The following is a 26,168-nucleotide window of genomic DNA, read 5'->3' as shown; positions in this document are numbered from 1 at the left end:
TATCTCATGTTATTTGCAAACCGGTAAAGAACTATAGTTTTAGAACGTCGTTCCTCTCATTTTATCCTAGAGTTCTATCCATCACTCTAGCCTTTCTATCGACCAATTCAAAGACTTTTCCATCAAAAGAGCCACACTGTTACTTGAACAATGTGGCTCTTTTCTAAATTATTTTACTGCACGAATAAAAATGCGCTCGCTGTCATATTCTGGTGCTTCATCTGTAAAATCTGCTGTAATTTCAACATGATCAAAACCTATCGTACGCAACCAAGTCATATACTGGTCAATAGAGAAGGTGCGTTGAATATGCTCTTCGTCAAAACGCTCATATAATTCACTCGCGATATCCCGAACATAAAAAGTCATTTGATGGATAACGGAATGCTCGTAATCTGCAGGTTCTGTATGCCATACATAGCTAATATCTCCATCATCATACGTAAACGGTCCATCTAAAAAGATCTCATTCATTTTAAATAAGGAGTGGACGTCAAAAAATAGCTGTCCCCCGTCTCGCAGAGCATGATAGATACGTTCTAATGTCGTATAGACAGCTTGCTCCTCTATCACATAATTAAGGGAGTCTATAGTAATTGTAACAACGTCCAATGCCTCAAAGCCGTCTAATTCATCCATAGACATACAATATAAAGGTGCATGATATCCTGCAGCAGTAAAACGTTCTGTAGCAATGGATAACATCTCTTCTGATAAATCTATACCGCTGACCTTATAGCCAGCCTGTGCAAATAACAAGCTAAGCACACCCGTTCCACAACCAATATCTAACAATGCTGGATATTGACTACTTGGTGCATGTTGTACAACCCAATCTACATAAAGATTATAAGGAATATCCTTCTGTAGCTCATCATAGACATGGGCAAAGCGTTCGTAACTACTCACTTAGGCCTCAGGCATGTCTAATTGTGGTGCATCGCCCCATAGACGCTCTAAATTATAATAAGCACGCTCATCCTTATGGAAAACATGTGCCACTACATCACCTAAGTCTACAAGTACCCAACGAGCTGCATCGAAGCCCTCGATACGGCGGATTTCATAGCCCTCTTTTTCCGCTATATCCTGCAATTCACGCGCAATAGCTTGCACTTGGCGATCTGAGTTACCGTGAGCAATGATAAAATAATCCGCTAAAAGGGAAATTCCTTGCATATTTAAAACGACAATATCCTCACCATGTTTGTCGTCGATTGCTTTGTACGCTGCTTGTAATAAAGTTGAAGTCATCCTTCACTATCCTCTCTGTTCATCATATCGTTATAACATTCTATTGATAAAGGAAAAATTGGCTGCTTTGTGTCTATTAAAAATGCCAATGTATGGCGGACACAAGCACTCATGGCCTTATCCAAATTTTTTTGAGCTTTTTTGCGCAGACGATCGACACCTTCAAATCGGCGATTCGGTTCAATCATATCTGCTACAAAAATGATTTTTTCTAAACGACTCATACTAGCGCGTCCTGTTGTATGGAAACGAATCGCATTTAGTATCTCTTGATCAGTGATGCCAAACTCGCTTTCTGCTATATATGCACCAACCGGACCGTGTAGTAATTCACTGCCCCAGCCAATTAGTTTTGGATCTAAATTTTTTTCACGAACGATGTCCTCCATCCATTCAATGTCGGCATATTTAGCAATATCATGGAGGATTGCTGCTGTTTCAGCTTTTTTCGCATCCTCCCCATATTTTTGTGCTAAAGAAATTGCCGTTTCCATTACACCGATTGTATGGATATACCGTTTTTCAGGCATTCTTGGCTTAATCGCCGCTAAATACTGTTCGCGTTCCATATAGACCTTCCTTCCGTATGAACGTCTCTACCGCTTCTGGTAGCAAAAATGTCACCGTTCCTCCAGTAGCAAGGCGTTCACGAATCAGTGTGGACGATAAATCGATTTGAGGCACTTCCACCATACATACAGGGTAATCTGTCGTAGCCGTTGTTCCTGGACGCTTTACTCCAACAAATTGCACAAGTTTCACTAAATCATCGATACAATGCCATGTATGGAGCGAATCAATCATATCTCCTCCGATGATAAAGTGGAATTTCACATTTGGTTCTCTTCTACACAATGCTGAAAGTGTCTCATAGGAATAGGATACGCCACCCTTCTCAACCTCATACGACTCTACAGAAAAATATGAAAATGGACGAATAGCCAGCTTCACCATTTCAAGTCGTTCAGCATTACTTGCATCGAAACGAGCATGCTTATGTGGTGGTATTGCATTAGGCATAAAACGAATTTCATCTAATTCTAGCGCATGAAAAACTTCATTTGCCATCATTAAATGCCCTATATGCGGAGGATTAAATGTTCCTCCCAGTAAACCGACCCTTTTCATCGTTTCACCTTATTTCGTTGCTTTTGGTAATACAATCTTTTTATGATTGCGTGATTCTTTATATAAAACAACTGTAAGACCGATTAATTGGACAAGCTCTGCATGTGCGCCTGTTGCAAGTGCTTCAGCAACTTCATGTTTATCTTCTTCACAGTTATCTAAAATACGTACTTTAATTAGTTCACGTACTTCTAATGCCTCACGAATTTGCTTTGTCATTTCGTCATTAACGCCGCCTTTTCCTACTTGGAAAATAGGTGTTAAATGATGTGCTTCCGCACGTAAAAAACGTTTCTGTTTACCTGTTAACATAAAAATTAGTTTCCTCCTAATTGTGCCTTAAGCTGCACAATCATTGAATTTGTATTTGGATACTTTCCTATCCAGTGCTCAAAAGCGATGGCTCCTTGATGTACAAACATCCCTAGACCTGTAACAATCGTTGCTCCCCTTTTTTCTGCTGCTTGTAAAAAAGGCGTCATTAATGGATTATACACAATATCTGCAACAATTGCTCCTTTCGAAAGCAAATCTAAAGAAAATGGCATGGAAAAATTGCCCGTGGCAAGGCCAGCCGATGTCATTTGCACAATAATGCTGAAATCAGCTAAAGTCTCTTCTGCTTCTTTTAATGAAATCGCACGACCTATTCCCATTTCATCAATAATAGCTTGAGCATTAGCCACTGTACGATTGGCAATGGACAAATGGCTATAGCCTTGCTGCTGCATAGCAAAAGCAATACCACGAGCAGCGCCTCCAGCACCAACAAGTAACACAGGCTTGTCTTTATGCGACGTACCAACGGCTTCTTCAAGTGAGCGAACAAAACCAATACCATCTGTATTATAGCCTTTCAGCTTTCCTTCCATTGTTCGTACGACTGTATTCACTGCACCCATTTTTTGGGCCAGCTCATCTAGCTCATCTAAATAGGGTATGATGGCTGTTTTATGGGGAATTGTAACGTTCCAACCACTTGCTCCTAATGTTTTCAAACCAGCCACTGCTGACTCTAATTGATCAGAAGGGACATGTAAAGGAATATATGTCGCATCTATCGACATGTCCTCGAACCAAGCATTATGCATGGCTGGTGATTTTGAGTGTTCAATTGGATCACCCATCACTGCAAACCACTTCTTCATTTTCTAGCCCTCTCTCTACTTTATCCTTCGATTTATATAAGGGAAGGACGAATTGAAACTTGTACACCTTTTGGTGCATAAGCTGCCACTACTACATTGGCATGTTGAACTGTAATCCAGCCCAGCCCAGAGAAAACAACATCTGTTTTGGCTTCTTTAATAGAAAACTCATGACGAACTAATGGCGGTAGTTGATCGATGAAATCTGCAGTTGGTGGTGCCAGAAGTTCTCCTTTATGTTCTGCGTACAACGTATCTGCCTTCTCTAGCTTTGTTCGATGAATTGGTAAATCGTTGGCTACATGAATTGTAAAGGCAGAGCGATCTCCCTGAATGAAATCAAATCGAGCTAAAGCCCCAATAAATAAAGTTTGTCCAGCATTTTGCTGATAAACTTTTGGTTTAATTTCTTTTTTCGGCATAATATATTTTAATTCACTGGAATCAATATGATGAGCCATTTGATGATGATTAATAATACCAGGTGTATCATATAATGCACTACCATCATCTAATGGAATTTCAATCATGTCTAATGTTGTGCCAGGGAAATGAGAAGTTGTAATGACTTCACCTTCACCTGTTGCCTGTTTAATAATACGATTAATGAACGTAGATTTCCCAACATTTGTACAACCAACAACATAAACATTTTGCCCTTTTCTGTACGCGTCGATAGCTTCCATTGCTTCAGCCATCCCCTTGCCTTTATGAGCACTTACTAACAGGACATCGACAGGCTGAAGACCAAGAGCCTTTGCTTCTCGTTTAAGCCAGTTGATTACTTTTTTAGGTTTTACCGATTTTGGTAATAAATCTGCTTTATTGGCAATCAACAGGACTGGGTTATTTCCTACAAAGCGGTGAAGCCCCGGTAACCAGCTCCCATTGAAGTCAAAAATATCAACAATTTTTACGATTAAGCCTTGCTGTGTACCAAGACCATTTAAAATACGTAAAAAGTCATCATCTGTTAATGACACTGGTTGAATTTCATTGTAATTTTTCAAACGGAAGCAACGTTGGCAAATGACCACATCCTTCTCTAAAGATGATGGGGGTGCATACCCAACTGCTGTTTTATCTTCTGTTTGAATTGTTGTACCACAGCCAATACAATTTGGCATTTCAATCATTCTTGTTCCTCCCAAGTTATAATTCCTTTTCGTTTCAAATCATTAAACACGCGACGTTCAATGAAACGATTCAATTTTGTTACAAGCCCATCCGATTGGGCAACAGGTTTAACTAACACTGTATGCAGACCTAAGCGATTGGCACCCATCACATCTGTAAGCAGTTGATCTCCTACCATCACTACTTCATTTGGACGCAAACCTAGCTGAATTAGCGCATTATAAAAAGCATTTCGAAGTGGCTTTCTTGCCTTGTGAATATATGGGATACCTAATGGCTCAGCAAAATGTTTTACACGTGCCTCATTGTTATTCGACGCAATAATAACACGAATTCCTGATTCTTTCATAATGCGTAACCATATGATTAGCTCTTCAGTGGCATCTGGACGATCCCATTCAACCAGCGTATTATCCAAATCTGTAATGATTCCTCTAATACCTAATTCTTGTAACTTCTCTGGTGTAATTTCAAAAATATTCGTCACAAATTCGTTTGGTAATAAAAAATTATACAAAATAGCGACCCCTAATCTTAACGTATTATTCGACCATTATAGCATATTTGCAAAGGCTTCACCCATTCTAATTGGGCTTCCTTTAACAACATTATCCGTAAATTCAATCGCATCCTTTTCAAACAGCATCACAACGGTAGAACCAAATGAGAAATAACCAACTTCTTGCCCTTTACGCCATTTCGTTGTTGTATTAGTAAGCACAATTGAATTAACAAAGGTTGCGCCCACTTTTATAAATGCTACATGTTGCTTATTGTCTACTTTCAATTCCGTCACTAAACGATAATTATGAGAAATTGGTTTTTTACCGTATGTAAGACCAAGCTGATTCACAGGATAAGATTTCTGACCAAGTGTATATTGTCGTAATACTTCTCCATCAATCGGACTATGGATACGATGATAATCTGCAGGACTTAAATAAAATACGATATAATGTCCATCCGCATATTGTGCTGCTCGTTCTGTATTGCCGAGTAAATCCTGTAATGCATAGGGTTTACCCTTTACAAGAAATGTCATATCCCACTCAATGCGTCCAAAAGATTCCACTTTAGCATCTACTGGACTGGTAAAAATGGCTGGATCTTTTTCAATTGGCCGAGCATCTTCTAGCAGTTCTCTTGTAAAAAAATCATGTAAACATGAAAATTGTTGTTGTTTTTTTGAAACTTCTTCAAGGTTAATATCGTATAACTTCATGTAGCTTGGAATTATACGTTTACTCCACTTCGCTTTTGCAATTGTCTGCAAAAGATGGGAAGATTGCTTACCATTCGTTAGTTCTATCAAGCGTTGATATAGTTTTTCTTTCATTCAGTAAAACCCCTATCCATTAATTTAGACTGTCAATTTTTTCGCATTCGAAGTATAATGGTACAATATCTTAAGTGCAAAGGAGTGATCCCCCTTGTTTTTTTATCACAAGTTGGTGGATACCACGGTTAAGAAAATGAAATCGCACGCAGCTAACTTCATCACAATTAGTAATATGTCCTTTGGAGGCGCGGCTATTATGGCCACTTTACATGAATACTATAGCTATAGTGTCTTGTTTATCTTTATTGCAGCTCTTCTTGATCGCTACGATGGTAAGGTAGCGAGAGCGCTCGGACAAGTGTCAGAGCTAGGTAAACAATTAGATTCTATGAGTGATATTATATCATTTGGCGTGGCGCCTGCATTACTAATGTATGAAGTTGTTCTAGTTGATTTTGGTTTTGCCGGCATGATGATGGCCGTATTATTTATCGTCTGTGGTGCGATGCGTTTAGCTCGCTTCAATATTAGTGAAGCGAATGGTTATTTCACAGGTTTACCTATTACAGCTGCAGGTACGTTCTTAACTTTAACGTATTTCGCGGCCAATACGTTCCATCCGGCATTTTATCTTTTCCTTTTTCCCATTTTAGCTTTACTAATGATTAGTACATTTACGTTAAAAAAAGTGTAACAGCGCATTTGCTGTTGCACTTTTTTCATTTCCCACAGCTTTTAAACATATACTGTCGAAAAATGGGGAAAGGATGAAATCATTCAATGAGCGGAATTTTCACATCAATGTTGCAGTTATGGCTTGAGATCCCTGCGTTGCTTGGCTACTTAAAGGGGCAAACATTCCATAAACCCTTTTCAAAAGAAGAGGAAGCTGCTTGTATTGAACGATTTTTAGGTGGCGATGAGCAAGCGCGTCTTGATCTGATCGAACGTAATATGAGGCTTGTCGCGCACGTCGTTAAAAAATTCCATCCAAAACATGAGCAACTCGATGATTACATTTCCATAGGAACAATCGGTCTAATGAAAGCAGTAGAGAGCTATACCCCTGACAAAAAAACACGACTCGCCACATATGCAGCTCGTTGTATTGAAAATGAAATTTTAATGCATCTACGGACACAAAAAAAGGTTCAGAAAGACGTTTCTTTGTTTGAGCCTATCGGAACTGATAAAGACGGAAATGCACTGCAAATTCGTGATTTACTTCAATGTGATGAAGAAAGTGCAACAGAGAAGTTGGAGCATAAAGAGCATGTAGCACAGTTATATCATTATTTGCATATGCTTGATGAACGCGAACTTGAAATTGTAACACTGCGATATGGCTTAAATCAACAGGATGCACTTACACAAAAGGAAATTGCTGCTCGATTAAATATTTCACGAAGCTATGTATCTCGCATTGAAAAACGAGCACTTATTAAACTCTACCAACTGTACAAACGAGACCAAAAGTCGGTTGAATAATTTATTGTAAAATGGACAATAGAAAAATTCAATGCTTCTTTGGCGGAAGATGTGCCTATTTCATGGCATAGAAAAAAGCCCCTTGCGACATGACTATGTCGCAAAGGAGCTTTTCCGTCATACATACTATTAATGTGCTGATTCTGATAGTTCTGCTGAAATCAGTGTGCCGATTAAAGTTGTTAAAATGACTACACCCGCTGTTAGAAATAACATCGTGAATGCCTCCCATTCTATTATGAAGAGATTGATTAGTCTAAAGTGTAGCATTTGTCCTTTATTCTAACTGTGATTTTTCTCACAGAAAAATCAGCACATTTTGACCATTTTGTGTAGTTTATAGTGAGGCAATGGCTTTTAATACTACTTGTGTCGAATGCTTTGCAGCAACTGGTAAAAACTCATCAAAGCTAATATTCGATTCTTTCCCAGCAATGTCTGATAGCGCACGAATGACAACAAAAGGTGTCGCAAATTGATAACACACTTGTGCAACCGCTGCTGCTTCCATTTCTACAGCCTTCATTTGAGGGAAATGACGACGAACAGCTTCTACGCGTTCAGGATCATTCATAAAAGCATCCCCAGAGCAAATTAATCCAATACCATACTGATGCTCTCCAACCGCCTTAACAGCCTCTTCAGCTACTTTCATCAATTGTTCATCTGATTTATAGGCTGCCGGCATACCAGCCATTTGTCCGATTTCATAGCCGAAAATAGTGACATCTACATCATGATGACGAACTTCATCGGAAATGACTACAGCGCCAACCTCAAGAGCTTCATCATACCCACCTGCAGATCCTGTATTAATGACAACATCTGGCTTAAACTCATGTAAAAGTATTGTCGTAGACATGGCAGCATTCACCTTACCAATACCACTTTTTAATAACACGACTTCCTTACCCTCATAAGTTCCTGTTGTATATTCACTACCTGCGATGGTTGTACTTTGTGCATCGTTTAATGCTGCTCTTAGTAGCTCTACTTCCTCTTCCATTGCGCCAATTACTGCAATTTTCATGAACTGTTACTTCCCTTCTTTATCAACTCTATTAAAAATAATCAAAAGAGTAATTTTCGTCAATAGGCGCCTTCTAATGTGTTCAGTTGCTCTAGCTTCACAGGCAACCAGCCTTCATTGTCAACCCATTCCATGCTGACACGGTACATTTGAGATTTATCTTTACTTGAAACCGTTGCAATGGCTGAATTAGGACCACCATTATTTTGCATACGCCAGATGATCATATTGCTTTGGTCGATACCTGTCACAGTAGAAACTGTTGCTACTTTTTCAGCCCAGTCTACAGACGTATCGTCATATGAAGACACATGCTGGCCTGTTTGTGTTGTAGGTGTTGGCTGCCAGTTTTTATTCGTGATGACCTTGTCTACAATAGGATTATCTGAAGTCGATTCCTCAGGTGTACCTTGCTCCTCTTGTGATGTCTCAGATTCCGCTTCTTCCTCTTCCTGTGAAGGTTTTTCTTCGTCGACAGCAAGATCTTTATCCTCTTCATTCGCAGGCTCTTTGTCCACTTCTTTTTCTTTATCACCGCTCTTTTCCTCTTGAGCTGGCTCATCTTTTACTGCTTGATCTGCATCATCTTGCCATTTAAACACATAGGTTGCTGTGATAATAATAAGTACGACCACAACGCCAATTAAAACATTCAATAGTTTATCTAGCTTTTTATTACGAGATGGCTGCAAATGACGACTACTTCGAGTTTGTCGTTCACTCATAATGTCTCCCCCTCTCTAGCAAATATTCTATCAAGTTCGACAGCACTTGCAAAATAATTATACTCACTAAATTACTAGGAAGCCTGATAATCAAATAATGGTAAAAGCAGTTAGCCTCTCTTGGAAAGAATGGCCAACTGCTTGTACATGTTAACATTATTTAATAGAAATAATTTTTACTTTCATTTCGCCACCAGGTGTTTGAACAACTACTTCTTCGCCTTCAGCGCGGCCTAGTAGACCTTTAGCAATTGGTGATTCATTTGAGATACGGAATTCCATAGGATCTGCCTCTGCTGAACCAACAATTGTATAAGATTCTTCTTCTGTCGAAGGTTTACCATTAATAATTTCTACAAATGTAACCGTTTTCCCAAGTGATACTACACTGTTATCTGTCTCATCCTCAGAAATAATGACTGCGTTACGAATCATTGATTTTAATGTAGAAATACGACCTTCTAAAAAGGCTTGTTCTTCTTTTGCTGAATCATACTCAGCGTTTTCAGAAAGATCTCCAAAATCACGTGCTATTTTAATACGTTCAACGATTTCTTTACGTGTTTCAGTTTCTAATTTTACTAATTCTTCTTCTAATTTACGTTTCCCCTCAGCTGTCATAGGGTACTGTTTTTCATTTGCCAAAGTCCTTCACTCCTTGTTTCTTCAATATAAAAACATAAAACTCGACTAAATGCTTGGAAATTGCACTTAATCGAATTTTATTATTTTTAAACGTTTTCAAATTACGCTTTGACCTAATAGTATGCATACCTTTTTAAAATATGCATGAAAATATTGTCAATACCACTCTATCTTATTACAATACGTTGTCGGTTTCAAGAATAGTTTTAATTTTCGTGACCATTAAATCAATTGCTACCTCATTATCCCCACCTTCTGGAATAATGATATCAGCATAGCGTTTTGTTGGTTCAATAAATAAATTATGCATAGGTCGAACCGCCGATAGATACTGCTCAATTACTGAATCTGTTGTACGTCCACGCTCTTTAATATCACGCATGATACGACGAATAATTCGTAAATCCGAGTCTGTATCCACAAATAACTTAATATCCATTAAATCACGTAAATCAGCATCCTCTAGCACTAGAATACCTTCTAGTATAATAACATCCACTGGCTCAACATGAATGACTTCTTGTGCTCTCGTATGCTGCACGTAATCGTAAACAGGTTTTTCAATTGGTTGACGCACTAAAAGTTTTTTTATGTGCTCAATTAATAAATCGTTATCAAAAGCTAACGGATGGTCATAGTTAGTTCCTAGGCGCTCTTCAAATGTTAAATGACTCTGATCTTTATAATAAAAGTCTTGTTCAATGACAACAACTGAATGATCGCGAAAAACATCATAAATAGCACGTGTCACACTCGTTTTCCCTGAGCATGAACCACCAGCGATTCCGATGACAACTGGACGCTTTACTGCCATTAGTTATTCTCCTTTCGCATCATGTTATGCGGCTTTAATGGTGTCTCACATTTAAATTTAACAATTTGTAATGGATGACGGGCTGCATCTAGGCTATTGCCATCCTCATCCCATATTTCTCCCATTGTCATTCGGAAGTTCTCGATTTCAGGTCCAAAGAACTCCACTTCATCACCTGGTTTAAAATAATTACGTTGCTGCATTGTGACAATTTTTGTCTCTGGATCATGATCTAAGATCAAACCAGCAAATTCATACGTTGTTTTACGACCATGCAAACCAAACATTTGCTCTTCGAAGCCAGGTGCATCATGGAAGAATGCTTCAGCTGTATCACGATTTGCACATTTATCTAGCTCTTCAAGCCATTCTCGTTTAATTTTAAAGTTATCTGGATCAGCACAATAGGCATCAATTACTCTACGATAAACTGAAACTACTGTCGCTACATAGTGAATGGACTTCATACGACCTTCAACTTTTAAAGAGTCGATGCCAAGCTCAATCATATGAGGAATTGCTTCGATTAATTTTAAATCTTTTGGGCTCATAGCAAATGGTGCATGATTATCATCGAAAAGTGCTTTTTCTTCACCATCTTCTAATTCGTATAAATCATAGTCCCAACGACATGATTGGCAGCAACCACCACGGTTGGAATCACGCGCAGTCATATGATTGGACAGAACACAGCGACCAGAATAGGCAATACACATTGCACCATGAACAAAGGCCTCGATTTCAATATCAACCTTTTCCTTCATTAGCTTCATTTCTTCGCCGCCTACCTCACGTGCTAAAACGACACGATGTAAGCCTTCTTCTTTCCAGTACTGTACTGCCTTCCAGTTAGATAGCGATTGCTGTGTTGAAAGGTGAATTTCAAGCTTAGGTGCTGCTGTACGGCATGTTTCGATAATCAGCGGATCCGCTACGATAATACCTGTTACGCCTGCTGATTCAATATCCTTTAGGTAACGCTCTAAGCCATCCATATTTTCATTGTGGGCAAAAATGTTTGTTGTCACATAAATTTTTGCGCCGTATTTATTGGCAAACTCCACACCCTCACGCATTTCTTCAATCGAGAAGTTATCTGCATTGGAACGAAGACCAAACTCTCGTCCACCGATAAATACTGCATCTGCTCCATAATGAACAGCGACTTTTAATTTTTCTAAGCTACCTGCTGGGGCAAGTAGCTCTGGTTTTTTAGTAATGACACGTTTACCGTCGACAATCTCACGGATTTTGTCATTTTGTTCTAACGCTAATGCCATGTTATTGCCCCCTCCTAGTAAACTGTTTCCTTGAAGATAAAGCCTGTATCTAATGGTCTAATGGCTGGTTGAATATCTTCAATTTTTGCTAATAAAGTATCTTTTATCTCTTCATAGGCTTCTTCGGATTCATCAAAATACGCATCAATAGCTTGACGATAGGCTTCTGTTACCGTTACGACATAGTCAGCCGTTTGTAGAACACCTTCAATTTTCAGAGCATCAATGCCACCTTCAAATAATTCGCCCAGCTCATCAATAATACACATATCATTTGGACTGAAAATATGTGTTCCATTCACATCTTCGTAAATTGGATATTTATTATTTCGCTCATCATCATGTAGGAACATATTGCGATTTTCTTGACGATTTTCAATAGCCATTACTTTATCTTGGTATAAGAAATAATGACCAAGTAAAGGACGTTTAGATTGGAACATACAAGTCATACCATGTACTTGTACCTCAATTTCCACCTCGGCATTTTCTTTAATTTCTAATACTTCATCAAGAGAAAGCTCGCGTGCTAACACGGCACGAGTTGCACCACGTTTTCCCCAATAGTTCGCTGTAAACCAGTTTGTAGCAGTTGTCTCTGGGTTCCAATGTAATGGAATTGTAACGCCCTGCTCACGACGAATAATTAATACCGCTGGATCCCCGTAAATTAAACGATCCACTCCGATACGTTGCATTTCTTTTAAATAGTCAGCAAGTGCGTCTAGTTTCTCATTATGGAATAGTGCATTGACCGCAACATAAACCTTTTTACCTGCTGCGTGAATAAGCTTCGTTGCTTCTTCCACTTCAGCAACAGAGAACTCCCCTGCTAGACGTAGACCAAATTGTTGTTCACCAATGACAAAAGCATCTGCTCCAGCTTCTAATAATGCTTTTATATGTTCTACTGATTGTGGTGTCACAAGCAATTCCGGTTTTTTCATAGTAGTCACCTCTTCAAGCATAGTAATAAACCGTCACCGACTGGTAAAAAAGCACTTGTATAATCCGGGTGCTTCATGATCCAATCTGTGAAGTTTTTTAAATTGCGAATCATTGTCCGCTTACGACGTGGAACATCCTTCAAATCTAAATCAGACAACCCATGCATGTACATATTATCGATATACAAAACTCCACCTGATTTTACTAAAGGGGCATATTTTTCAAAAAAGCGTTGGTATTGTCCCTTTGCGGCATCGATAAAAACAGCATCGAATGTCGTGTGAATGGCCTCATCGTCCACCTCTAAAGCATCACCTTCAATGACCGTAATTCGTTGTGATACGGTTGAACGTTCAATATAGGCTTTCGCCCTTGTTACACGCTCTACATCACGTTCAATTGTAACAATATGGACGTCAGGCAAAGCCTCCGCCATTCGAATAGCAGAATAACCAATTGCCGTGCCAATCTCTAAAATTTTTGACGGATTTTGAATACGTAACAGTTGATTTAATGCATCAATCCCTGCTAGTTGCATTATCGGTACATGATTCTCCTCCGCATATGCTTCCATTTCTAAAAGCAATTCATTACGTGGCTGTATAAATGATTGTATATATGCATCTGATAATTCCATTGTTTCACCCTCATTTAAAAAGCAACAAGCATTTTGCTGTTGTCTGTACTTCATCATTTATCAACAAAAAGAAAAAGACCAAACGTGATGTCTTGGTACTTTGCCATACAAAAATGAGCAATTGTTTAGATATGCAAACAATTGCCACCACGCATATTTGTCCCGCATAAATGAACGGATTGATCAAAAATCACACTTTATAATAGCATGAAAATAGAAGGAAAGCTATTTTTCTTTCCTTCTATCCATCTGTTTGCTATATGCTTTTTAAGCTTTACATAAGCTTACTCTTCTTTTTGTAAATATTTTGCTATTTTCTGTAAATGTTCATCATATGTTTTCGAGAAGTGGTTGACACCCTCTTTATCTGCTAAGAAATAGAAATAATCTGTTTGACTTGGGTTCAAGGTAGCCTCAATCGAAGTCTTACCAGCACCAGCTATTGGTCCAGGTGGTAGGCCTTTATTTTTGTAAGTATTATAGGCATTATCGACTTCTAAGTCCTCAAATAGAACACGATCTTTATGATCTCCAAGTGCATATAAAACAGTTGGGTCTGTTTGTAAAGGCATTCCTTCGTTAATACGATTATAGAAGACGCTTGCTATTGTCTCTCGATCTGTTTGAGCAGTAGCTTCCTCCTCCAATAATGAAGCAAACGTTAATAGTTGATGAACTGACATTTGTTTTTCTGCTAAAACATCATGATAGTTCTTAACCACATTATTTGTGGCTGCTATCATCTCTTCTACGATTGATTGTAAAGATGGTTTTTCTTCAAAGTAAGAATAGGTCGCTGGGTATAAATAGCCCTCTAAGTCATAGCGAATGTTATCTGCTAACACAGCATCTGTTACAAGCTCAGGATAGTTTGCCATCATTTGTTGCACAAATTCTTCACTTGTCACAAGATCCATAAATTCTTTTTGTGTGTATGGTGTTTTCTTTTCAATTACCTTACCAATTTGCTCAAGTGTTAAGCCTTCCGGAACAGTCATCGTAAAGACTGGCTTACGATATACTTTCCCTGTTTTCAAGCTTTCAATGAGTTCATCAAATGTCATTGCCTGTGTTAAATCATAATTTCCTGCCTGGAATTGAGATTCATTTTTAAATTTAGCATAGTATTTAAAAACACGTGCATCTTTAATGACACCTTTTTTCTCTAGTAATGTAGAAATGGAGGTTAAACTCGAACCTATTGGTACTTCTACTGCTATTGTTTTTGTTGCATTAGGATCAAGTGGTTTTAATGCACCCTTTACATAGTTGTACCCAAATAATCCAACTACACCTATTATAAGCACGAAAACAACGGCAATAATTGCAACGATTTTTCTCACAACTTTTACCTCAGATTTTCTTTCTTGCATTTTTGAAAACATTTCTTGTTTTTTAGAACCGTTATCCACGGGTTTCCCCCCTATCACTAAACATTATCATACTAGAAATCAACTTTCACGACAAACAGAAATCGACAATTCAGGAGAAATTACATATGTAAAAAATCTGCCAACAATCATTGTTAGCAGATTTTTGAGCTTAAAGAAATCGTTCAAACTATAAAGTATTTAATACTTCCTCAACAAATTCCCACTCTTCATCCGTCTCAATCGGCAACAATTCTTCAATTTGTCCATCGTTTCCAGCAATATATTGTGCAGCAAATATATCTCGTTCGTCAATAGGTTCATCCGTCGCTTGAACATATAAAACATACGATTTGCCAAATTGCTCAGATGAAAACGTATGAATAACCTCACAAACATGATCTGTCCCGTCTTCCTCTGTCACCGTAATAAGTTGTGGTTCATCTTCCTCAAACTCATCAAGAAGTGTTAACACCACTTCATTAATCATTTCCCACTCCGCATCTGTTTCAACAGGTTGTAAATTTATCATCTCACCACTATTGTCATCATAATCAAATGTCATCGCTGAAAGATCACCTGGGATTTCTTGACCACTCTCATCTAAAATTGAAAATAACACATAGGACTTGTCTTCTGCATCAAATGTAAAGACCACATGGCAGCGTTGTTCCTTCCCATCTTTTCCGATTATCATAAATTCTTGCGTTTCTTCATTCATTCGATTTCCTCCTTTTATGACAGTTTATTGTCATGTTATTGAGTATTTTTTGTTTTCTTAATTAAGCTAGTTACTTTTTAAATGCTTTCATCCTATATCTAGGTAGGATTGGGGATTACCTTTTGAGCAGTTTCACTCTGCTTGCGAGCGGGGCCTGCCTATGTTTGAGCGCTTTCTACTCACTTCCGAGCGGCTACCACCTGTTTATGAGCGCTTACCCTTCACTTCCGAGCGGCTTCAGCCTGTTTATGAGCACTTACCCTTCACTTCCGAGAGGCTTCAGCCTGTTTATGAGCGCTTTCTACTCACTTGCGAGCGGCTACAACTAGTTTATGAGCGCTTACCCTTCACTTCCGAGCGGCTACAACTAGTTTATGAGCGCTTACCCTTCACTTCCGAGCGGCTTCAGCCTGTTTATGAGCACTTACCCTTCACTTCCGAGCGGCTACAACTAGTTTATGAGCGCTTTCTACTCACTTGCGAGCGGCTCCTACCTGTTTATGAGCACTTTCTCCTCACTTGCGAGCGGCTACAACTAGTTTATGAGCGCTTACCATTCACTTCCGAGCGGCTACCACCTGTTTATGACCGCTTTCTACTCATTTGCGAGCGAGTCCTGCCAATACATGAGCGCTTATCCTCTATTCTTAAGCGAACCCTGCCAGTTTATAAGCAATCTCATTTATCATTAACAACCTTTCTACTCTCTAAACACAATCGGATTCACATATTTAAGGTTTTCCGCACCCCTATAAAATAGACCCCAATAAAAAAGGAACAAGGACTGCAAGTTGCGATCCTTGTTCCAAGCTTTAAGTAAGAAGATTAGTCTTCGTATTCATCCTCTAAAGCGTTTAAAACGTCCTCTACCATATCCCACTCTGCTTCAGTTTCAATTGGTGTTAATTCACCATCTTCACCATTTTCAGAAGGTACGAATGAAGATACGAAAATTTCAACTGAACCATCTTCATCTTCTTCTGCGCCTACCATTGAGTAAAATACGTATGATTTCCCAAACTCTGGAGATTCATGAACGTGAATCACTTCACAAAGCTGCTCATTTCCGTTCTCGTCAATCACTGTAATGTGTTGAACGTGTAATTCTTCTTCATGGTTATGCTCTTGTGCCATGTATTGTCACCTCATCAATTAATTTTTGCTATCTAAGTAGCCTTGTAAAATCATCACTGCTGCCATTTTATCAATGACCTGCTTACGCTTTTTGCGACTCACGTCCGCCTCGATTAACATACGTTCAGCAGCCATCGTTGTTAGACGTTCATCCCATAATTTGACCGGTAGTGAGAAATGTTCTTCTAATAGCTTTTTATAGTTCTCAGAAGCCTCTCCACGCGGTCCAACCGTATTATTCATGTTTTTCGGAAAACCTACAACAAATTCTGTTATAGTGTATTCCTTTACTAGCTCGGCGATACGTTCAATGCCGAACTCACCATTCGCTTCATCAATTTTTACGGTTTCAATACCTTGGGCGGTCCAACCGAGTGCATCACTTACAGCAACGCCTACGGTTTTTGACCCAACGTCTAATCCCATAATTCTCATTTCTAGTCCTCGTTATTCTTTTTGATATAAAATTTAACAAGCTCTTCTAGAATTTCGTCACGCTCAAGCTTGCGAATTAAATTACGAGCATCCTGATGGCGAGGAATATACGCCGGATCACCAGAAAGTAAGTAACCAACAATCTGATTGATAGGATTATATCCCTTTTCCTCTAATGAAGAATGTACTTTCAACATTACCTGCTTGACTTCCTGTTCCATTGATTCTTCTGGAAAATTAAATTTCATCGTTTGATCAAATGAACTCATGACCAGCACCTCGCTTTCAGAAATAAGGAGATGTGCAAACAAGCTCATCTCCAATTTCTCTTTATTATAACATGTTTTGGTGAATTAATTAAATGGATTTAACATAATCATACACAGAAAGTAGTGCTTCATCAAGTTTTGAAGCATCTTTTGCACCTGCCATCGCCATATCTGGACGACCGCCACCTTTACCACCACATGCTTCTGCGACCATTTTCACAATATTCCCCGCATGGTAATTGCCACCAACTAATTCTTTGGAAACACCTGCACATAGCATTACTTTTTCGCCATCAACAGCCCCTAGTACGATAACTGCTTTTGGCATTTTCGCTTTCAGGTCATCCATCATTTGACGCAGTTGATTGTTATCCTTCGCTTCTACTTTTGTAGATAGAACCGTCACATCTCCAATTGTCTGTGCTGCATCAACAATAGCTCCTGCTTGAGCATTAGCGATTTTTTGCGATAAAGCTTCATTTTCACGTTGTAATTCTTTATAGTCAGCTTGTAATGCCTGAACTTTCGTTACGATATCTTTAGGGTTTGCTTTTAATAATGCAGCTGCTTCATTTAATAGAGCCTCTTCTTCTTTAACCGCTTCATAAGCAACTTTACCTGTAACAGCTTCAATACGGCGAGTCCCTGCACCAATACCACCTTCTGAAACAATTTTGAAGAAGCCGATTTCAGAAGAACGTTTTACATGAATACCACCACATAGCTCAATAGAATAATCTCCGATTGAAACTACACGAACAACATCACCATATTTTTCACCGAACAATGCCATTGCACCCATTGCTTTCGCTTCATCTATAGCTTTTTCTTCAATAATGACCTCTATATCATCCCACACTTTTTCATTTACAATACGTTCGATTTGTTGTAACTCTTCTTTTGTAACTTGACCAAAGTGTGAGAAGTCAAAACGTAAACGGTCAGGACCTACATAAGAACCAGCTTGGTTAACATGGTCGCCTAACACATCTTTTAATGCACGTTGCATAATATGTGTTGCTGTATGGTTTTTAATAATTAAATTACGGTCATCACGATTTACTACTGCTTGCACTGCATCTTCTACATGCATTTCACCAGATTCAACTACTACAGTATGAAGCGGTTGCCCATTTGGTGCTTTTTGAACATCTTTAACTACAGCAGTAAAGCTATCATTTGAAATTGTACCGCTGTCGGCAATTTGACCGCCCATTTCAGCATAGAAAGGTGTTTTTGCTAAAATGACTAATGCTTCTTGACCTTCTGAAGCTACTTTGGAAACTTGGCCATTGACGATCATTGCAGCAATTTCAGTATTAGCTGTTAACGTATCATAGCCAACAAATTCACTTGCAACTGTTAAGTTTGCTAATACCTCATTTTGTACTTGCATGGAATCAACATCTTGACGTGCTGCACGAGCGCGCTCACGTTGCTCTTCCATCGCCGCCTCGAAGCCATCATGATCTACTTTCATGCCTACTTCCTCTGCGTATTCCTCTGTTAATTCGATAGGGAAGCCATAAGTATCATATAAACGGAAAGCATCTGCACCTGGAATATAATCATGGCCTGCTGCTTTTTGTGATTCAACTACTTCATTAAAGATAGCAAGACCTCCATCTAATGTTTCATGGAAACGAAGTTCTTCATTTTTAATAACGCGTTGAATAAATTCACATTTTTCCGTTACCTCTGGATAGAAGTCTTCCATAATTTTACCCACAGTTGGCACTAATTCAAACATAAATGGTTTTTCAATACCAATTTGTTTTGCATAACGAACAGCACGACGTAATAAGCGACGAAGTACATAGCCACGGCCTTCGTTTGAAGGAAGTGCTCCATCACCAATTGCGAATGCTACTGTACGAATATGGTCTGCAATCACTTTAAATGGTGTATTAATATCTTCCTCTGAGCCGAAAATTTCATTTAAGTCTACTTCGGACGGACGTTTATATTGACGGTTAGCAAATTCCTCGATTTTTTCAATAATTGGCATAAATAAATCTGTATCAAAGTTCGTTGGTACATTTTGAACAACGGATACAATACGCTCTAAGCCCATACCTGTATCAATATTTTGTTTTGGTAGTGGCGTGTAAGTGCCATCAGGATTATGGTTAAATTGAGAAAACACAAGGTTCCAAATTTCAAGATAACGTTCATTCTCCCCACCTGGGTACATCTCAGGGTCATTTTCATCTGAGCCGTATTCTACGCCACGATCATAAAAAATCTCTGAGTTCGGACCAGATGGACCTTCTCCGATATCCCAGAAGTTCCCTTCTAAACGAATTAAACGTTCTTCTGGAATACCAATTTCTTGATGCCACACATCATAAGCTTCTTGATCTTCAGGGTGAATTGTAATCGATAATAATTCTGGATCAAAGCCCATCCACTTCTTATCTGTTAAAAACTCCCATGCATAATGAATAGCCTCTTTTTTGAAGTAGTCACCAATAGAGAAGTTTCCAAGCATTTCAAAGAACGTATGGTGACGAGCCGTTTTCCCAACATTCTCAATATCATTTGTACGTATTGATTTTTGTGCGTTTGTAATACGTGGATTATCAGGAATGACACGACCATCAAAATACGGTTTAAGTGTCGCAACACCAGAGTTAATCCAAAGTAATGATGGATCATTTATTGGCACAAGAGGTGCTGATGGCTCATGATGATGCCCCTTTTCTTTAAAAAATTCCAAATACATTCGGCGAATATCTACTGCTTTCATTGGATAAATTCCTCCTATTTTTTATATTGTAAAATCACGATATGAATCCTGCAATCTACATGAATTACACCTTTAAGGTTCTACCGAAGAAAATAAAAAAAGCCCTCATCCCCAAAAAAGGGACGAGGACTTGTCATTTGTCTCGCGGTACCACCCTAGTTGTAAGTAAACGCTCTTACTTACCTCTTTAGCACTTGTAACGTCAGTGAACGGCAGGGATTAGCTGCACTCTGGAGTAGCTTTCGGCATTTGCTGTTGTGAGGATTTTTTCAGCCTAGAAATCCCTTTCTTTTCACACACAAATACGTACTGTCTCCATCATCGTTTTTACTTTTTCTATCGAAAATTATAAAAAAAAATTATTGTGCTGTCAATTAGTACTAGTATAACAAACGATAGCTATGCAATCATTTTTTTGAAATAGACCCACATGCCCCATGTAAATAACACTAAGAAGGCACTGATCGTAATTGTTGTAATCGGCGAGTCTTGATAAGGTAAAGGTACATTCATACCAAAAAAGCTAGTAATCACAGAAAGTGGTAACATAATTGTCGAGATCACCGTTAATAAGTTTAGTTTTTCAATAGATTTCCCACTAATAATTGAAAAATACGTATCTAGCGTACTGTTGACTAAATCACGATAGGTCTCCGTAGAATCAACAAGACGTTCTAAATGGTCATTTAAATCTTTATAGAATGGAATATTATCTTCTTGAATGTCAAATTTCCATTGACCATTCATAGTTGAAAAAATTCTTCTTTGCGGCATAATAGCTTGGCGAATTAAAATAATGTTCCGCTTCAGCGCAAGAAATTCCTCGGTAACGACTTTTGGTTGATAATCATAAATTTCTTCTTCCAGTTCATCAATGCGTGCTCGGATGCGCTCTAATACCGGAAAATACTCATCTGTAATTCCATCAATAATCGTATGCAGTAAAAAATCAGTGCCTTTTTCCATATACGTTGAACTATTGAAGCAAACCTTTTCCATATGACCAAGCCATTGTAATTTCTGTTTATGAACAGTGACTACATAATTTGGCCCCATAAAAATATTTAACTCAACAGTTGTAATTTCATTGTTACTTTTTTCATTGTAGATAGGCGCATGGAAAACAAAAAATTTATAATCACCATAGTTATCCATTTTAGGACGTGATCCTTCATGTAAGCAATCTTCCACTGCTAGTGGATGAAAGCCAAAGACATCTGCTATATTATTTAATTCATTATATTGATAAGCATATAAATCCACCCATAATAAATCTCCGTTAGGAATAGGAAGTTGTATATCAAGCATATTGAAATCATGTTGCACTGTCTTACTATTGCTTTCATAATAGTGAATTTTAATCATTATACTTCACCTCGTGTTTTGTTATGAGAAAGTAACAAAAGGTAATCAAACTTACCTTTTGTCTGCGTCGGTGATCAGAAATTGACGACTTTTTAATTGTTGCTGTTTACCTAAATAGTACTTATTCGGCTCAGGACTACTATCCATTTCTCATCACCTTCCTTTCATAACAAAAACACGCCTTCTACGAATGAAGGCGTGTTGAATACACATATCAAAAAATAGCAATAAAAAACATTGCATGCTTGTTACCTTCAAACGTTGAGTTTTAGCACTATGCGGCATAGGATTATGTCCAGCTACGTTAAAAAACACCTTATTTCGATGATTTCTGTTGACCCATTGGCGTCTCTCGACATTTTTGGGTAGTAGCGTATCTCCAGCATAGGAGCCTCACCTAACGAAGGGAGTTTATTCTTTTATTCCTACAAATCATAGCGGATACAATCACAACTGTCAAACAATTAATCAATCACTCTTCAAGAAATCTTCCACTCTCTGAACGAAATGCTCCCGATGATAAGACTGATAGAGCAGGCTAGTTAAACGTACAGGGTCACCAAAGAAAAAGCGTTCATAAAGTGTTTGTCTTGTGCCAAAACTACTCATCGTTAAATCCCAAGCCAAACGGAACTTTTTTACTCGCTCTTCGCCTGTATCTCGGATTGATTGTAAGTAGTGATCAAGATCACCGTCATCTGTTGCAAATGCTTTTGCACTTGGTATAGACATTAAACCGCTTGCCCCAAGTAGCTGGACAATATCTGTGAAGGTTGGATACACTTTCGGGAAAATTTGAATCGCGACCTGTAGCGTGGATAGGTCAGGTCGTATAAAGCCAAACAAATCTCTCTGTGCCTCTATTTCTGATTTTAATTGTAATGCTTTCATCGTTTCTAAAGCCACAATGACATCCACCACTTTTTGATGTACATGTTGGTATTCTCCAATATTAATTGTATCCACAATTGATTGTATGACCCCTAGGATAAACTCCGTCTTGGCAATTTGACGAGACAGTACTTGATGCAAGCCATAGGCCTGGAATCCACTCACATTCATAAATTGATTAGCAACGTCGACATTTTCATAGTAAAAAACACGATCCCATGGGACAACTACATCATCAAATACAACGATCGCATCCATTTCTTCAAAACGAGCACTCAAAGGGTGATCAAAAGTAGAATGTCCGCCTACAAAAGATTGTCGACATAAAAACTTTAAGCCCTTCGTATTACTCGGTATAGAAAAGCCGAAACCTTTTCCTTCATCATAGCCATTTGTAGATAAAACGAGCAATTCATCTGTTATACCACCCTGTGTTGCTAATAATCTTGCCCCTTTAATGACTAAACCTTCACTTGTCTTCTCGGTAATTTTTGCCGCAATCGTAATATCTTCATTTTCATGGTAGTAGCGCTGACGATTCACTTGTGGTTCGATAAAGGTATGTGTCATCGTTATATCATTTTCACGAGCATACTCATAAAACTTTAGTAAATGCTCAGGAAAACAGTTTGGTTTATCTTTTAAAAAATCTGATGCAGAAGCTAGGGCCATTAACGTCGTATTCATATAATCAGGACTTCTTCCTAAAAAACCGTTAGATGCTAAGGCCCATTCCCTTGCAGCTTGGCGTCTTTTCACAAGATCTTCTGGGGTCAAAACCTGAAGAAATGACATGCCGACTCTCTCTTTACTAGTTGGCGATTCGTATGTCATTTTTTCAAGAAGTGCCCTTTGATGTTGTAGATCAAAAAGTTTCGCTTGACTTTGCATAACCCCTTTAAAGGCAGGATGTTCTGACACCTTTCCTGTCACAACTTCTCCATCAATCGAAATATACGTTTTCAAAGCATCAATGCGCTCAATATACTGCTGCCCTGTCATTATTGCCATACTGTCACCCCTATACATTTCCTATGTTTTTGTACTTATCTAGTATATGAAATGTCCAAAAATTAGGTGACGACACAGCTAAGTAGAAAAAACCCGATTAGATACTGTCAGTCTAATCGGGTACATGTTCTTATTGATCGAGGTAACTACTTTAGTCATCCAAAAAATCATACGGAGAGATATCCTCCATACCAATCATCGGATGAATATAAGGTGCTGTTTCTGCCGTTAGCTTTTGTTCATTGGATAGCTCTTTACTCTCTTCTTCTTCCACTGAGACTGCCTCGACTTCAATAATCTCATCATTCAGATCCATTGGGTTGAGTCTAGCTCGTAAGGAAGTGAATCGCTGTAGATCGTCCGTACGCTGTAAGCCATCTGCCAGCACATCAGGTTCGCCACAAAGTATCAAGAAATTTTTTGCACGTGTAATGCCTGTGTATAAAAGGTTACGACGCAACATTTTTGAATATCCTCTGACAACAGGCATAATAACGGTTTGAAACTCAGAGCCTTGTGATTTATGGATTGAACAACAATAGGCTAATGTCAATTGATTTAAATCACTACGTTGATAGGTTACTTCAATACCATCGAAGGAAACGACTAGTAAATCTTGCTTTTCTATTGTTTCCTTCGCCTTAATAATACTTATGACTTCCCCCATATCACCATTAAAAACATTACTTTCAGGTTGATTGACTAGCTGCAGGACTTTATCCTTTATCCGATAGGTGACATCACCGAAGACAAGCTCTTTTCGAGTACCCGTATCATTTGGATTGATGAGCTCTTGTATCATTTTGTTTAAATTATCAATGCCAGCAGGTCCTTTATACATGGGGGCTAGCACTTGAATATTACGAATTTCTTGACCTTTTGCCACCGCACTTTTTACAACTTGCGTAACGACATTCGCAACCTGATCAGCTGAAGCCTTAATAAATGAACGATCTGATGTTTTGGCTGTAAGATCATTGGGAATGGTTCCTTTTTTTATTTGATGGGCAAGTTCAATAATCGTAGAACCTTCAGCTTGCCGGTAGACATCAGTTAATTCAACCGTCGGCAATTGCTTGGATGCTAATAAATCCTTTAACACCTGTCCTGGACCTACGGGTGGAAGCTGATCCTGGTCACCTACAAAGACAACCTGAACATCTTCATGTAATGCTTTTAATAACTGATGAGCAAGCCATGTATCCACCATGGACATTTCGTCCACAATAATCAGCTTGCCTGTCACCTCACGCTCTGTCTCTTCTTCTTTTTCTTGCCCTGTAAAGCCAAGTAGTCGATGAATAGTCATTGCAGGAAGTTCAGTCGATTCAGCTAATCTTTTAGCAGCACGTCCAGTTGGTGCACAAAGAATGATTGGAAAAGGCTCCTCTTTTTGCGCATATTCTTTTGGGTTTAATGATAAGCCATGCAGCTTTGCATATACTTCAACGACTCCACGGACAACAGTCGTTTTCCCAGTCCCAGGGCCGCCCGTTAAAATCATGACCGCTGAATTTAAGGCTTGCTCAATAGCATTGGCCTGTGTTTCGGCATAGGTAACATTAAGTAACTCCTCTGTTTCACCAATAGCTTTACGAATTTCATCTTTACTAAAATGCTCCGCCTTATTATTTCGTTCAATGAGCGAAACAATTTTCGATGCAATGCCTACCTCAGAAAAATAAAGTGATGGTAAATATAACCGAGTTTCTTCACCACAAATTTTTCCCTCTTCACGCAGTTCGATACACGCTTTAGAAATGTCTTCAAATGGGATCTCCTGTCGTTGGCTTTGTTCAAGCATATCCTTAACGAGGGGCAAAACATCTTCAGCATCAAGATATACATGTCCATCCGATAATGCAGCCGTATTTAAAACATGGAAAATCGCTGCTTTGACACGATCGGGATGTTTGCCAGTAATGCCTAATTTCGCACCTAATTCGTCAGCTCGAAAGAAACCAACCCCCTCAACATCTTCAATCAAACGGTATGGATTTTCTGTTAATAATTCAATTGTTTCAGTTCGATAGGTTTGATAAATTTTCATCCCGAGCTGTGGTCCAAAGCCCCACTCATTTAACTGAATCATCACTCGTTCTAAGCCTAAGTTTTGCTCAATGGTGCGATGAATCACTTCTTTTTTTTCAGTAGATAGCCGTGGTACAGCATCGAGCGCGCTAGGATCTTCCAAAATAACACGGAGTGCATTAGCTCCTAATTTTTCAACAATCGTTTCAGCCGTTTTTTTCCCAATTCCTACGAATAAATCACTGGATAAGTAATGTATAATGCCTTGTTCGGTTGCAGGTACCTCTTTTGTAAAAGTCTCAATTTGAAATTGAGCTCCATATTTAGGATGTTGCTTTAAAATCCCTGTAAAACGATATTGCTCATCCATTTGTAGCGGTGGAAAATAACCAACAACGATAATCTCTTTATCTTCATATTGTAAGTTTGTCTCTTGAATTTTCACACGTACAATCGAATACATATTTTGTGCATTATGAAAAATGGAGACGATTGGACGTCCGAGTATAAAAAATTTATTGAGCTCGAATAAATCTAAATGATCTGTCATGTTCGGATCGTCCTTTCTTAATTGTTTTCAATCTTTTTATTTTACCATAGCCTAGGAAAAATATCGTAGAGAAAAATGTTTTCCTCTCTTTATTTTTACATTATTTTGACAAATGACAATTCTCCGCCT

28 protein-coding genes, 1 riboswitch and 1 other annotated feature are annotated in these 26,168 nt (G+C 38.6%); of the genes, 2 read left to right on the top strand and 26 right to left on the bottom strand.

From position 1 onward, the window contains the following. Nucleotides 1-168 precede the first annotated feature (168 nt). From SJW71_RS08260 to SJW71_RS08220, 9 genes are read right to left on the bottom strand one after another with little or no spacing between them, the layout of a single operon-like run. Entirely contained in the window at nucleotides 169-909 is a 741-nt protein-coding gene (locus SJW71_RS08260; protein ID WP_274793848.1) for a class I SAM-dependent DNA methyltransferase, read from the bottom strand. Further along, a complete protein-coding gene (gene rsfS, locus SJW71_RS08255) occupies nucleotides 910-1,254 on the bottom strand; it encodes a ribosome silencing factor (RefSeq protein ID WP_274793849.1) in 345 nt (114 codons plus the stop codon). Beyond that, complete coding sequence (gene yqeK, locus SJW71_RS08250) at nucleotides 1,251-1,823, bottom strand: bis(5'-nucleosyl)-tetraphosphatase (symmetrical) YqeK (protein WP_429978712.1); 573 nt, start codon at nucleotides 1,821-1,823, stop codon at nucleotides 1,251-1,253. Before yqeK ends, rsfS begins: the two co-directional genes overlap by 4 nt. Further along, a complete protein-coding gene (locus SJW71_RS08245; protein WP_429978711.1) occupies nucleotides 1,792-2,382 on the bottom strand; it encodes a nicotinate-nucleotide adenylyltransferase in 591 nt (196 codons plus the stop codon). The genes yqeK and SJW71_RS08245 overlap by 32 nt, the downstream gene beginning before the upstream one ends. A gap of 9 nt (nucleotides 2,383-2,391) precedes the next feature. Further along, nucleotides 2,392-2,694, bottom strand: a complete 303-nt coding sequence (gene yhbY, locus SJW71_RS08240; RefSeq protein ID WP_205444536.1) for a ribosome assembly RNA-binding protein YhbY — start codon at nucleotides 2,692-2,694, stop codon at nucleotides 2,392-2,394. Between the two features lie 5 nt (nucleotides 2,695-2,699). Then, nucleotides 2,700-3,530, bottom strand: a complete 831-nt coding sequence (gene aroE / locus SJW71_RS08235; protein ID WP_274793852.1) for a shikimate dehydrogenase — start codon at nucleotides 3,528-3,530, stop codon at nucleotides 2,700-2,702. A gap of 32 nt (nucleotides 3,531-3,562) precedes the next feature. Then, nucleotides 3,563-4,666, bottom strand: a complete 1,104-nt coding sequence (yqeH, locus tag SJW71_RS08230) for a ribosome biogenesis GTPase YqeH (protein ID WP_274793853.1) — start codon at nucleotides 4,664-4,666, stop codon at nucleotides 3,563-3,565. Next, complete coding sequence (locus tag SJW71_RS08225) at nucleotides 4,663-5,184, bottom strand: YqeG family HAD IIIA-type phosphatase (RefSeq protein ID WP_312506724.1); 522 nt, start codon at nucleotides 5,182-5,184, stop codon at nucleotides 4,663-4,665. Before SJW71_RS08225 ends, yqeH begins: the two co-directional genes overlap by 4 nt. 36 nt (nucleotides 5,185-5,220) lie before the next feature. Then, nucleotides 5,221-6,003, bottom strand: a complete 783-nt coding sequence (locus SJW71_RS08220) for a phosphatidylserine decarboxylase (RefSeq protein WP_274793855.1) — start codon at nucleotides 6,001-6,003, stop codon at nucleotides 5,221-5,223. Nucleotides 6,004-6,139: 136 nt separating this feature from the next. On the opposite strand from SJW71_RS08220, the gene pssA reads away from it, so the two are divergent. Both pssA and sigK read left to right on the top strand, forming a co-directional pair. Beyond that, nucleotides 6,140-6,640 (top strand): CDP-diacylglycerol--serine O-phosphatidyltransferase, encoded by a 501-nt coding sequence (pssA, locus tag SJW71_RS08215; protein ID WP_274797356.1) that lies wholly within the window; start codon nucleotides 6,140-6,142, stop codon nucleotides 6,638-6,640. 86 nt (nucleotides 6,641-6,726) lie between these two features. After that, nucleotides 6,727-7,434 carry an RNA polymerase sporulation sigma factor SigK gene (sigK, locus tag SJW71_RS08210; protein WP_274793856.1) on the top strand — a complete coding sequence of 236 codons (708 nt, stop codon included), beginning with the start codon at nucleotides 6,727-6,729 and terminating at the stop codon, nucleotides 7,432-7,434. A 129-nt stretch (nucleotides 7,435-7,563) separates the two neighbouring features. On the opposite strand, the gene SJW71_RS08205 is transcribed toward sigK, so the two are convergent. From SJW71_RS08205 to recD2, 17 genes are all read right to left on the bottom strand, one after another. Then, nucleotides 7,564-7,704 (bottom strand): 5'-methylthioadenosine nucleosidase, encoded by a 141-nt coding sequence (locus SJW71_RS08205; RefSeq protein ID WP_274793857.1) that lies wholly within the window; start codon nucleotides 7,702-7,704, stop codon nucleotides 7,564-7,566. A gap of 67 nt (nucleotides 7,705-7,771) precedes the next feature. After that, entirely contained in the window at nucleotides 7,772-8,464 is a 693-nt protein-coding gene (mtnN, locus tag SJW71_RS08200) for a 5'-methylthioadenosine/S-adenosylhomocysteine nucleosidase (RefSeq protein WP_407134139.1), read from the bottom strand. A 59-nt stretch (nucleotides 8,465-8,523) separates the two neighbouring features. Then, nucleotides 8,524-9,189 carry a YrrS family protein gene (locus tag SJW71_RS08195; RefSeq protein WP_312506726.1) on the bottom strand — a complete coding sequence of 222 codons (666 nt, stop codon included), beginning with the start codon at nucleotides 9,187-9,189 and terminating at the stop codon, nucleotides 8,524-8,526. 156 nt (nucleotides 9,190-9,345) lie between these two features. Further along, entirely contained in the window at nucleotides 9,346-9,834 is a 489-nt protein-coding gene (greA, locus tag SJW71_RS08190) for a transcription elongation factor GreA (protein ID WP_274793860.1), read from the bottom strand. A 175-nt stretch (nucleotides 9,835-10,009) separates the two neighbouring features. Beyond that, complete coding sequence (gene udk, locus SJW71_RS08185; protein ID WP_274793861.1) at nucleotides 10,010-10,648, bottom strand: uridine kinase; 639 nt, start codon at nucleotides 10,646-10,648, stop codon at nucleotides 10,010-10,012. Beyond that, a complete protein-coding gene (locus SJW71_RS08180; RefSeq protein ID WP_274793862.1) occupies nucleotides 10,648-11,928 on the bottom strand; it encodes a peptidase U32 family protein in 1,281 nt (426 codons plus the stop codon). The genes udk and SJW71_RS08180 overlap by 1 nt, the downstream gene beginning before the upstream one ends. Nucleotides 11,929-11,942: 14 nt before the next feature. Next, nucleotides 11,943-12,875, bottom strand: coding sequence for a peptidase U32 family protein (locus SJW71_RS08175; protein WP_322611607.1), 933 nt, complete (start codon nucleotides 12,873-12,875; stop codon nucleotides 11,943-11,945). A gap of 5 nt (nucleotides 12,876-12,880) precedes the next feature. Continuing rightward, nucleotides 12,881-13,513: an O-methyltransferase gene (locus SJW71_RS08170; protein ID WP_274793864.1), complete on the bottom strand. Its 633-nt coding sequence runs from the start codon at nucleotides 13,511-13,513 to the stop codon at nucleotides 12,881-12,883. Nucleotides 13,514-13,797: 284 nt separating this feature from the next. Continuing rightward, nucleotides 13,798-14,925, bottom strand: a complete 1,128-nt coding sequence (gene mltG / locus SJW71_RS08165; RefSeq protein WP_322611608.1) for an endolytic transglycosylase MltG — start codon at nucleotides 14,923-14,925, stop codon at nucleotides 13,798-13,800. 148 nt (nucleotides 14,926-15,073) lie between these two features. Continuing rightward, entirely contained in the window at nucleotides 15,074-15,604 is a 531-nt protein-coding gene (locus tag SJW71_RS08160) for a DUF1292 domain-containing protein (protein ID WP_274793866.1), read from the bottom strand. Nucleotides 15,605-16,429: 825 nt separating this feature from the next. Continuing rightward, nucleotides 16,430-16,738, bottom strand: a complete 309-nt coding sequence (locus SJW71_RS08155) for a DUF1292 domain-containing protein (protein ID WP_274793867.1) — start codon at nucleotides 16,736-16,738, stop codon at nucleotides 16,430-16,432. A gap of 18 nt (nucleotides 16,739-16,756) precedes the next feature. Continuing rightward, nucleotides 16,757-17,173: a Holliday junction resolvase RuvX gene (gene ruvX, locus SJW71_RS08150; protein ID WP_274793868.1), complete on the bottom strand. Its 417-nt coding sequence runs from the start codon at nucleotides 17,171-17,173 to the stop codon at nucleotides 16,757-16,759. A gap of 2 nt (nucleotides 17,174-17,175) precedes the next feature. Then, a complete protein-coding gene (locus SJW71_RS08145; protein WP_004226839.1) occupies nucleotides 17,176-17,442 on the bottom strand; it encodes an IreB family regulatory phosphoprotein in 267 nt (88 codons plus the stop codon). 88 nt (nucleotides 17,443-17,530) lie between these two features. Next, nucleotides 17,531-20,191, bottom strand: coding sequence for an alanine--tRNA ligase (gene alaS / locus SJW71_RS08140; RefSeq protein WP_312506729.1), 2,661 nt, complete (start codon nucleotides 20,189-20,191; stop codon nucleotides 17,531-17,533). Nucleotides 20,192-20,306: 115 nt separating this feature from the next. Further along, nucleotides 20,307-20,522: a binding site (T-box leader), on the bottom strand. A 68-nt stretch (nucleotides 20,523-20,590) separates the two neighbouring features. Beyond that, nucleotides 20,591-21,556, bottom strand: coding sequence for a magnesium transporter CorA family protein (locus SJW71_RS08135; protein ID WP_322611609.1), 966 nt, complete (start codon nucleotides 21,554-21,556; stop codon nucleotides 20,591-20,593). Between the two features lie 246 nt (nucleotides 21,557-21,802). Then, nucleotides 21,803-21,968: riboswitch (M-box (ykoK) riboswitch) on the bottom strand. Between the two features lie 56 nt (nucleotides 21,969-22,024). Next, nucleotides 22,025-23,458 (bottom strand): 4-hydroxyphenylacetate 3-monooxygenase, oxygenase component, encoded by a 1,434-nt coding sequence (hpaB, locus tag SJW71_RS08130; RefSeq protein ID WP_312506730.1) that lies wholly within the window; start codon nucleotides 23,456-23,458, stop codon nucleotides 22,025-22,027. Between the two features lie 151 nt (nucleotides 23,459-23,609). Then, the gene (recD2, locus tag SJW71_RS08125; RefSeq protein ID WP_431811992.1) at nucleotides 23,610-26,039 is read right to left on the bottom strand and encodes an SF1B family DNA helicase RecD2; all 2,430 of its coding nucleotides are present in this window, start codon (nucleotides 26,037-26,039) and stop codon (nucleotides 23,610-23,612) included. Nucleotides 26,040-26,168 lie beyond the last annotated feature (129 nt).

This window comes from Lysinibacillus sp. FW12, from assembly GCF_050817245.1.
Classification (GTDB): domain Bacteria; phylum Bacillota; class Bacilli; order Bacillales_A; family Planococcaceae; genus Lysinibacillus; species Lysinibacillus irui.
Note: the sequence above shows the minus strand (reverse complement) of the source record. Positions and strands in the feature narration are given on the sequence as shown.

What these genes read in the sequence shown, in the direction of transcription:
- rsfS (WP_274793849.1), bottom strand. Translation starts at nt 1,254, where the DNA reads ATGACTTCAACTTTATTACAAGCAGCGTACAAAGCAATCGACGACAAA.
- yqeK (WP_429978712.1), bottom strand. Translation starts at nt 1,823, where the DNA reads ATGGAACGCGAACAGTATTTAGCGGCGATTAAGCCAAGAATGCCTGAA.
- SJW71_RS08245 (WP_429978711.1), bottom strand. Translation starts at nt 2,382, where the DNA reads ATGAAAAGGGTCGGTTTACTGGGAGGAACATTTAATCCTCCGCATATA.
- yhbY (WP_205444536.1), bottom strand. Translation starts at nt 2,694, where the DNA reads ATGTTAACAGGTAAACAGAAACGTTTTTTACGTGCGGAAGCACATCAT.
- aroE (WP_274793852.1), bottom strand. Translation starts at nt 3,530, where the DNA reads ATGAAGAAGTGGTTTGCAGTGATGGGTGATCCAATTGAACACTCAAAA.
- yqeH (WP_274793853.1), bottom strand. Translation starts at nt 4,666, where the DNA reads ATGATTGAAATGCCAAATTGTATTGGCTGTGGTACAACAATTCAAACA.
- SJW71_RS08220 (WP_274793855.1), bottom strand. Translation starts at nt 6,003, where the DNA reads ATGAAAGAAAAACTATATCAACGCTTGATAGAACTAACGAATGGTAAG.
- pssA (WP_274797356.1), top strand. Translation starts at nt 6,140, where the DNA reads ATGAAATCGCACGCAGCTAACTTCATCACAATTAGTAATATGTCCTTT.
- sigK (WP_274793856.1), top strand. Translation starts at nt 6,727, where the DNA reads ATGAGCGGAATTTTCACATCAATGTTGCAGTTATGGCTTGAGATCCCT.
- SJW71_RS08205 (WP_274793857.1), bottom strand. Translation starts at nt 7,704, where the DNA reads ATGCTACACTTTAGACTAATCAATCTCTTCATAATAGAATGGGAGGCA.
- mtnN (WP_407134139.1), bottom strand. Translation starts at nt 8,464, where the DNA reads ATGAAAATTGCAGTAATTGGCGCAATGGAAGAGGAAGTAGAGCTACTA.
- SJW71_RS08195 (WP_312506726.1), bottom strand. Translation starts at nt 9,189, where the DNA reads ATGAGTGAACGACAAACTCGAAGTAGTCGTCATTTGCAGCCATCTCGT.
- udk (WP_274793861.1), bottom strand. Translation starts at nt 10,648, where the DNA reads ATGGCAGTAAAGCGTCCAGTTGTCATCGGAATCGCTGGTGGTTCATGC.
- SJW71_RS08180 (WP_274793862.1), bottom strand. Translation starts at nt 11,928, where the DNA reads ATGGCATTAGCGTTAGAACAAAATGACAAAATCCGTGAGATTGTCGAC.
- SJW71_RS08175 (WP_322611607.1), bottom strand. Translation starts at nt 12,875, where the DNA reads ATGAAAAAACCGGAATTGCTTGTGACACCACAATCAGTAGAACATATA.
- SJW71_RS08170 (WP_274793864.1), bottom strand. Translation starts at nt 13,513, where the DNA reads ATGGAATTATCAGATGCATATATACAATCATTTATACAGCCACGTAAT.
- SJW71_RS08160 (WP_274793866.1), bottom strand. Translation starts at nt 15,604, where the DNA reads ATGAATGAAGAAACGCAAGAATTTATGATAATCGGAAAAGATGGGAAG.
- SJW71_RS08155 (WP_274793867.1), bottom strand. Translation starts at nt 16,738, where the DNA reads ATGGCACAAGAGCATAACCATGAAGAAGAATTACACGTTCAACACATT.
- ruvX (WP_274793868.1), bottom strand. Translation starts at nt 17,173, where the DNA reads ATGAGAATTATGGGATTAGACGTTGGGTCAAAAACCGTAGGCGTTGCT.
- SJW71_RS08145 (WP_004226839.1), bottom strand. Translation starts at nt 17,442, where the DNA reads ATGAGTTCATTTGATCAAACGATGAAATTTAATTTTCCAGAAGAATCA.
- alaS (WP_312506729.1), bottom strand. Translation starts at nt 20,191, where the DNA reads ATGAAAGCAGTAGATATTCGCCGAATGTATTTGGAATTTTTTAAAGAA.
- SJW71_RS08135 (WP_322611609.1), bottom strand. Translation starts at nt 21,556, where the DNA reads ATGATTAAAATTCACTATTATGAAAGCAATAGTAAGACAGTGCAACAT.
- hpaB (WP_312506730.1), bottom strand. Translation starts at nt 23,458, where the DNA reads ATGGCAATAATGACAGGGCAGCAGTATATTGAGCGCATTGATGCTTTG.
- recD2 (WP_431811992.1), bottom strand. Translation starts at nt 26,039, where the DNA reads ATGACAGATCATTTAGATTTATTCGAGCTCAATAAATTTTTTATACTC.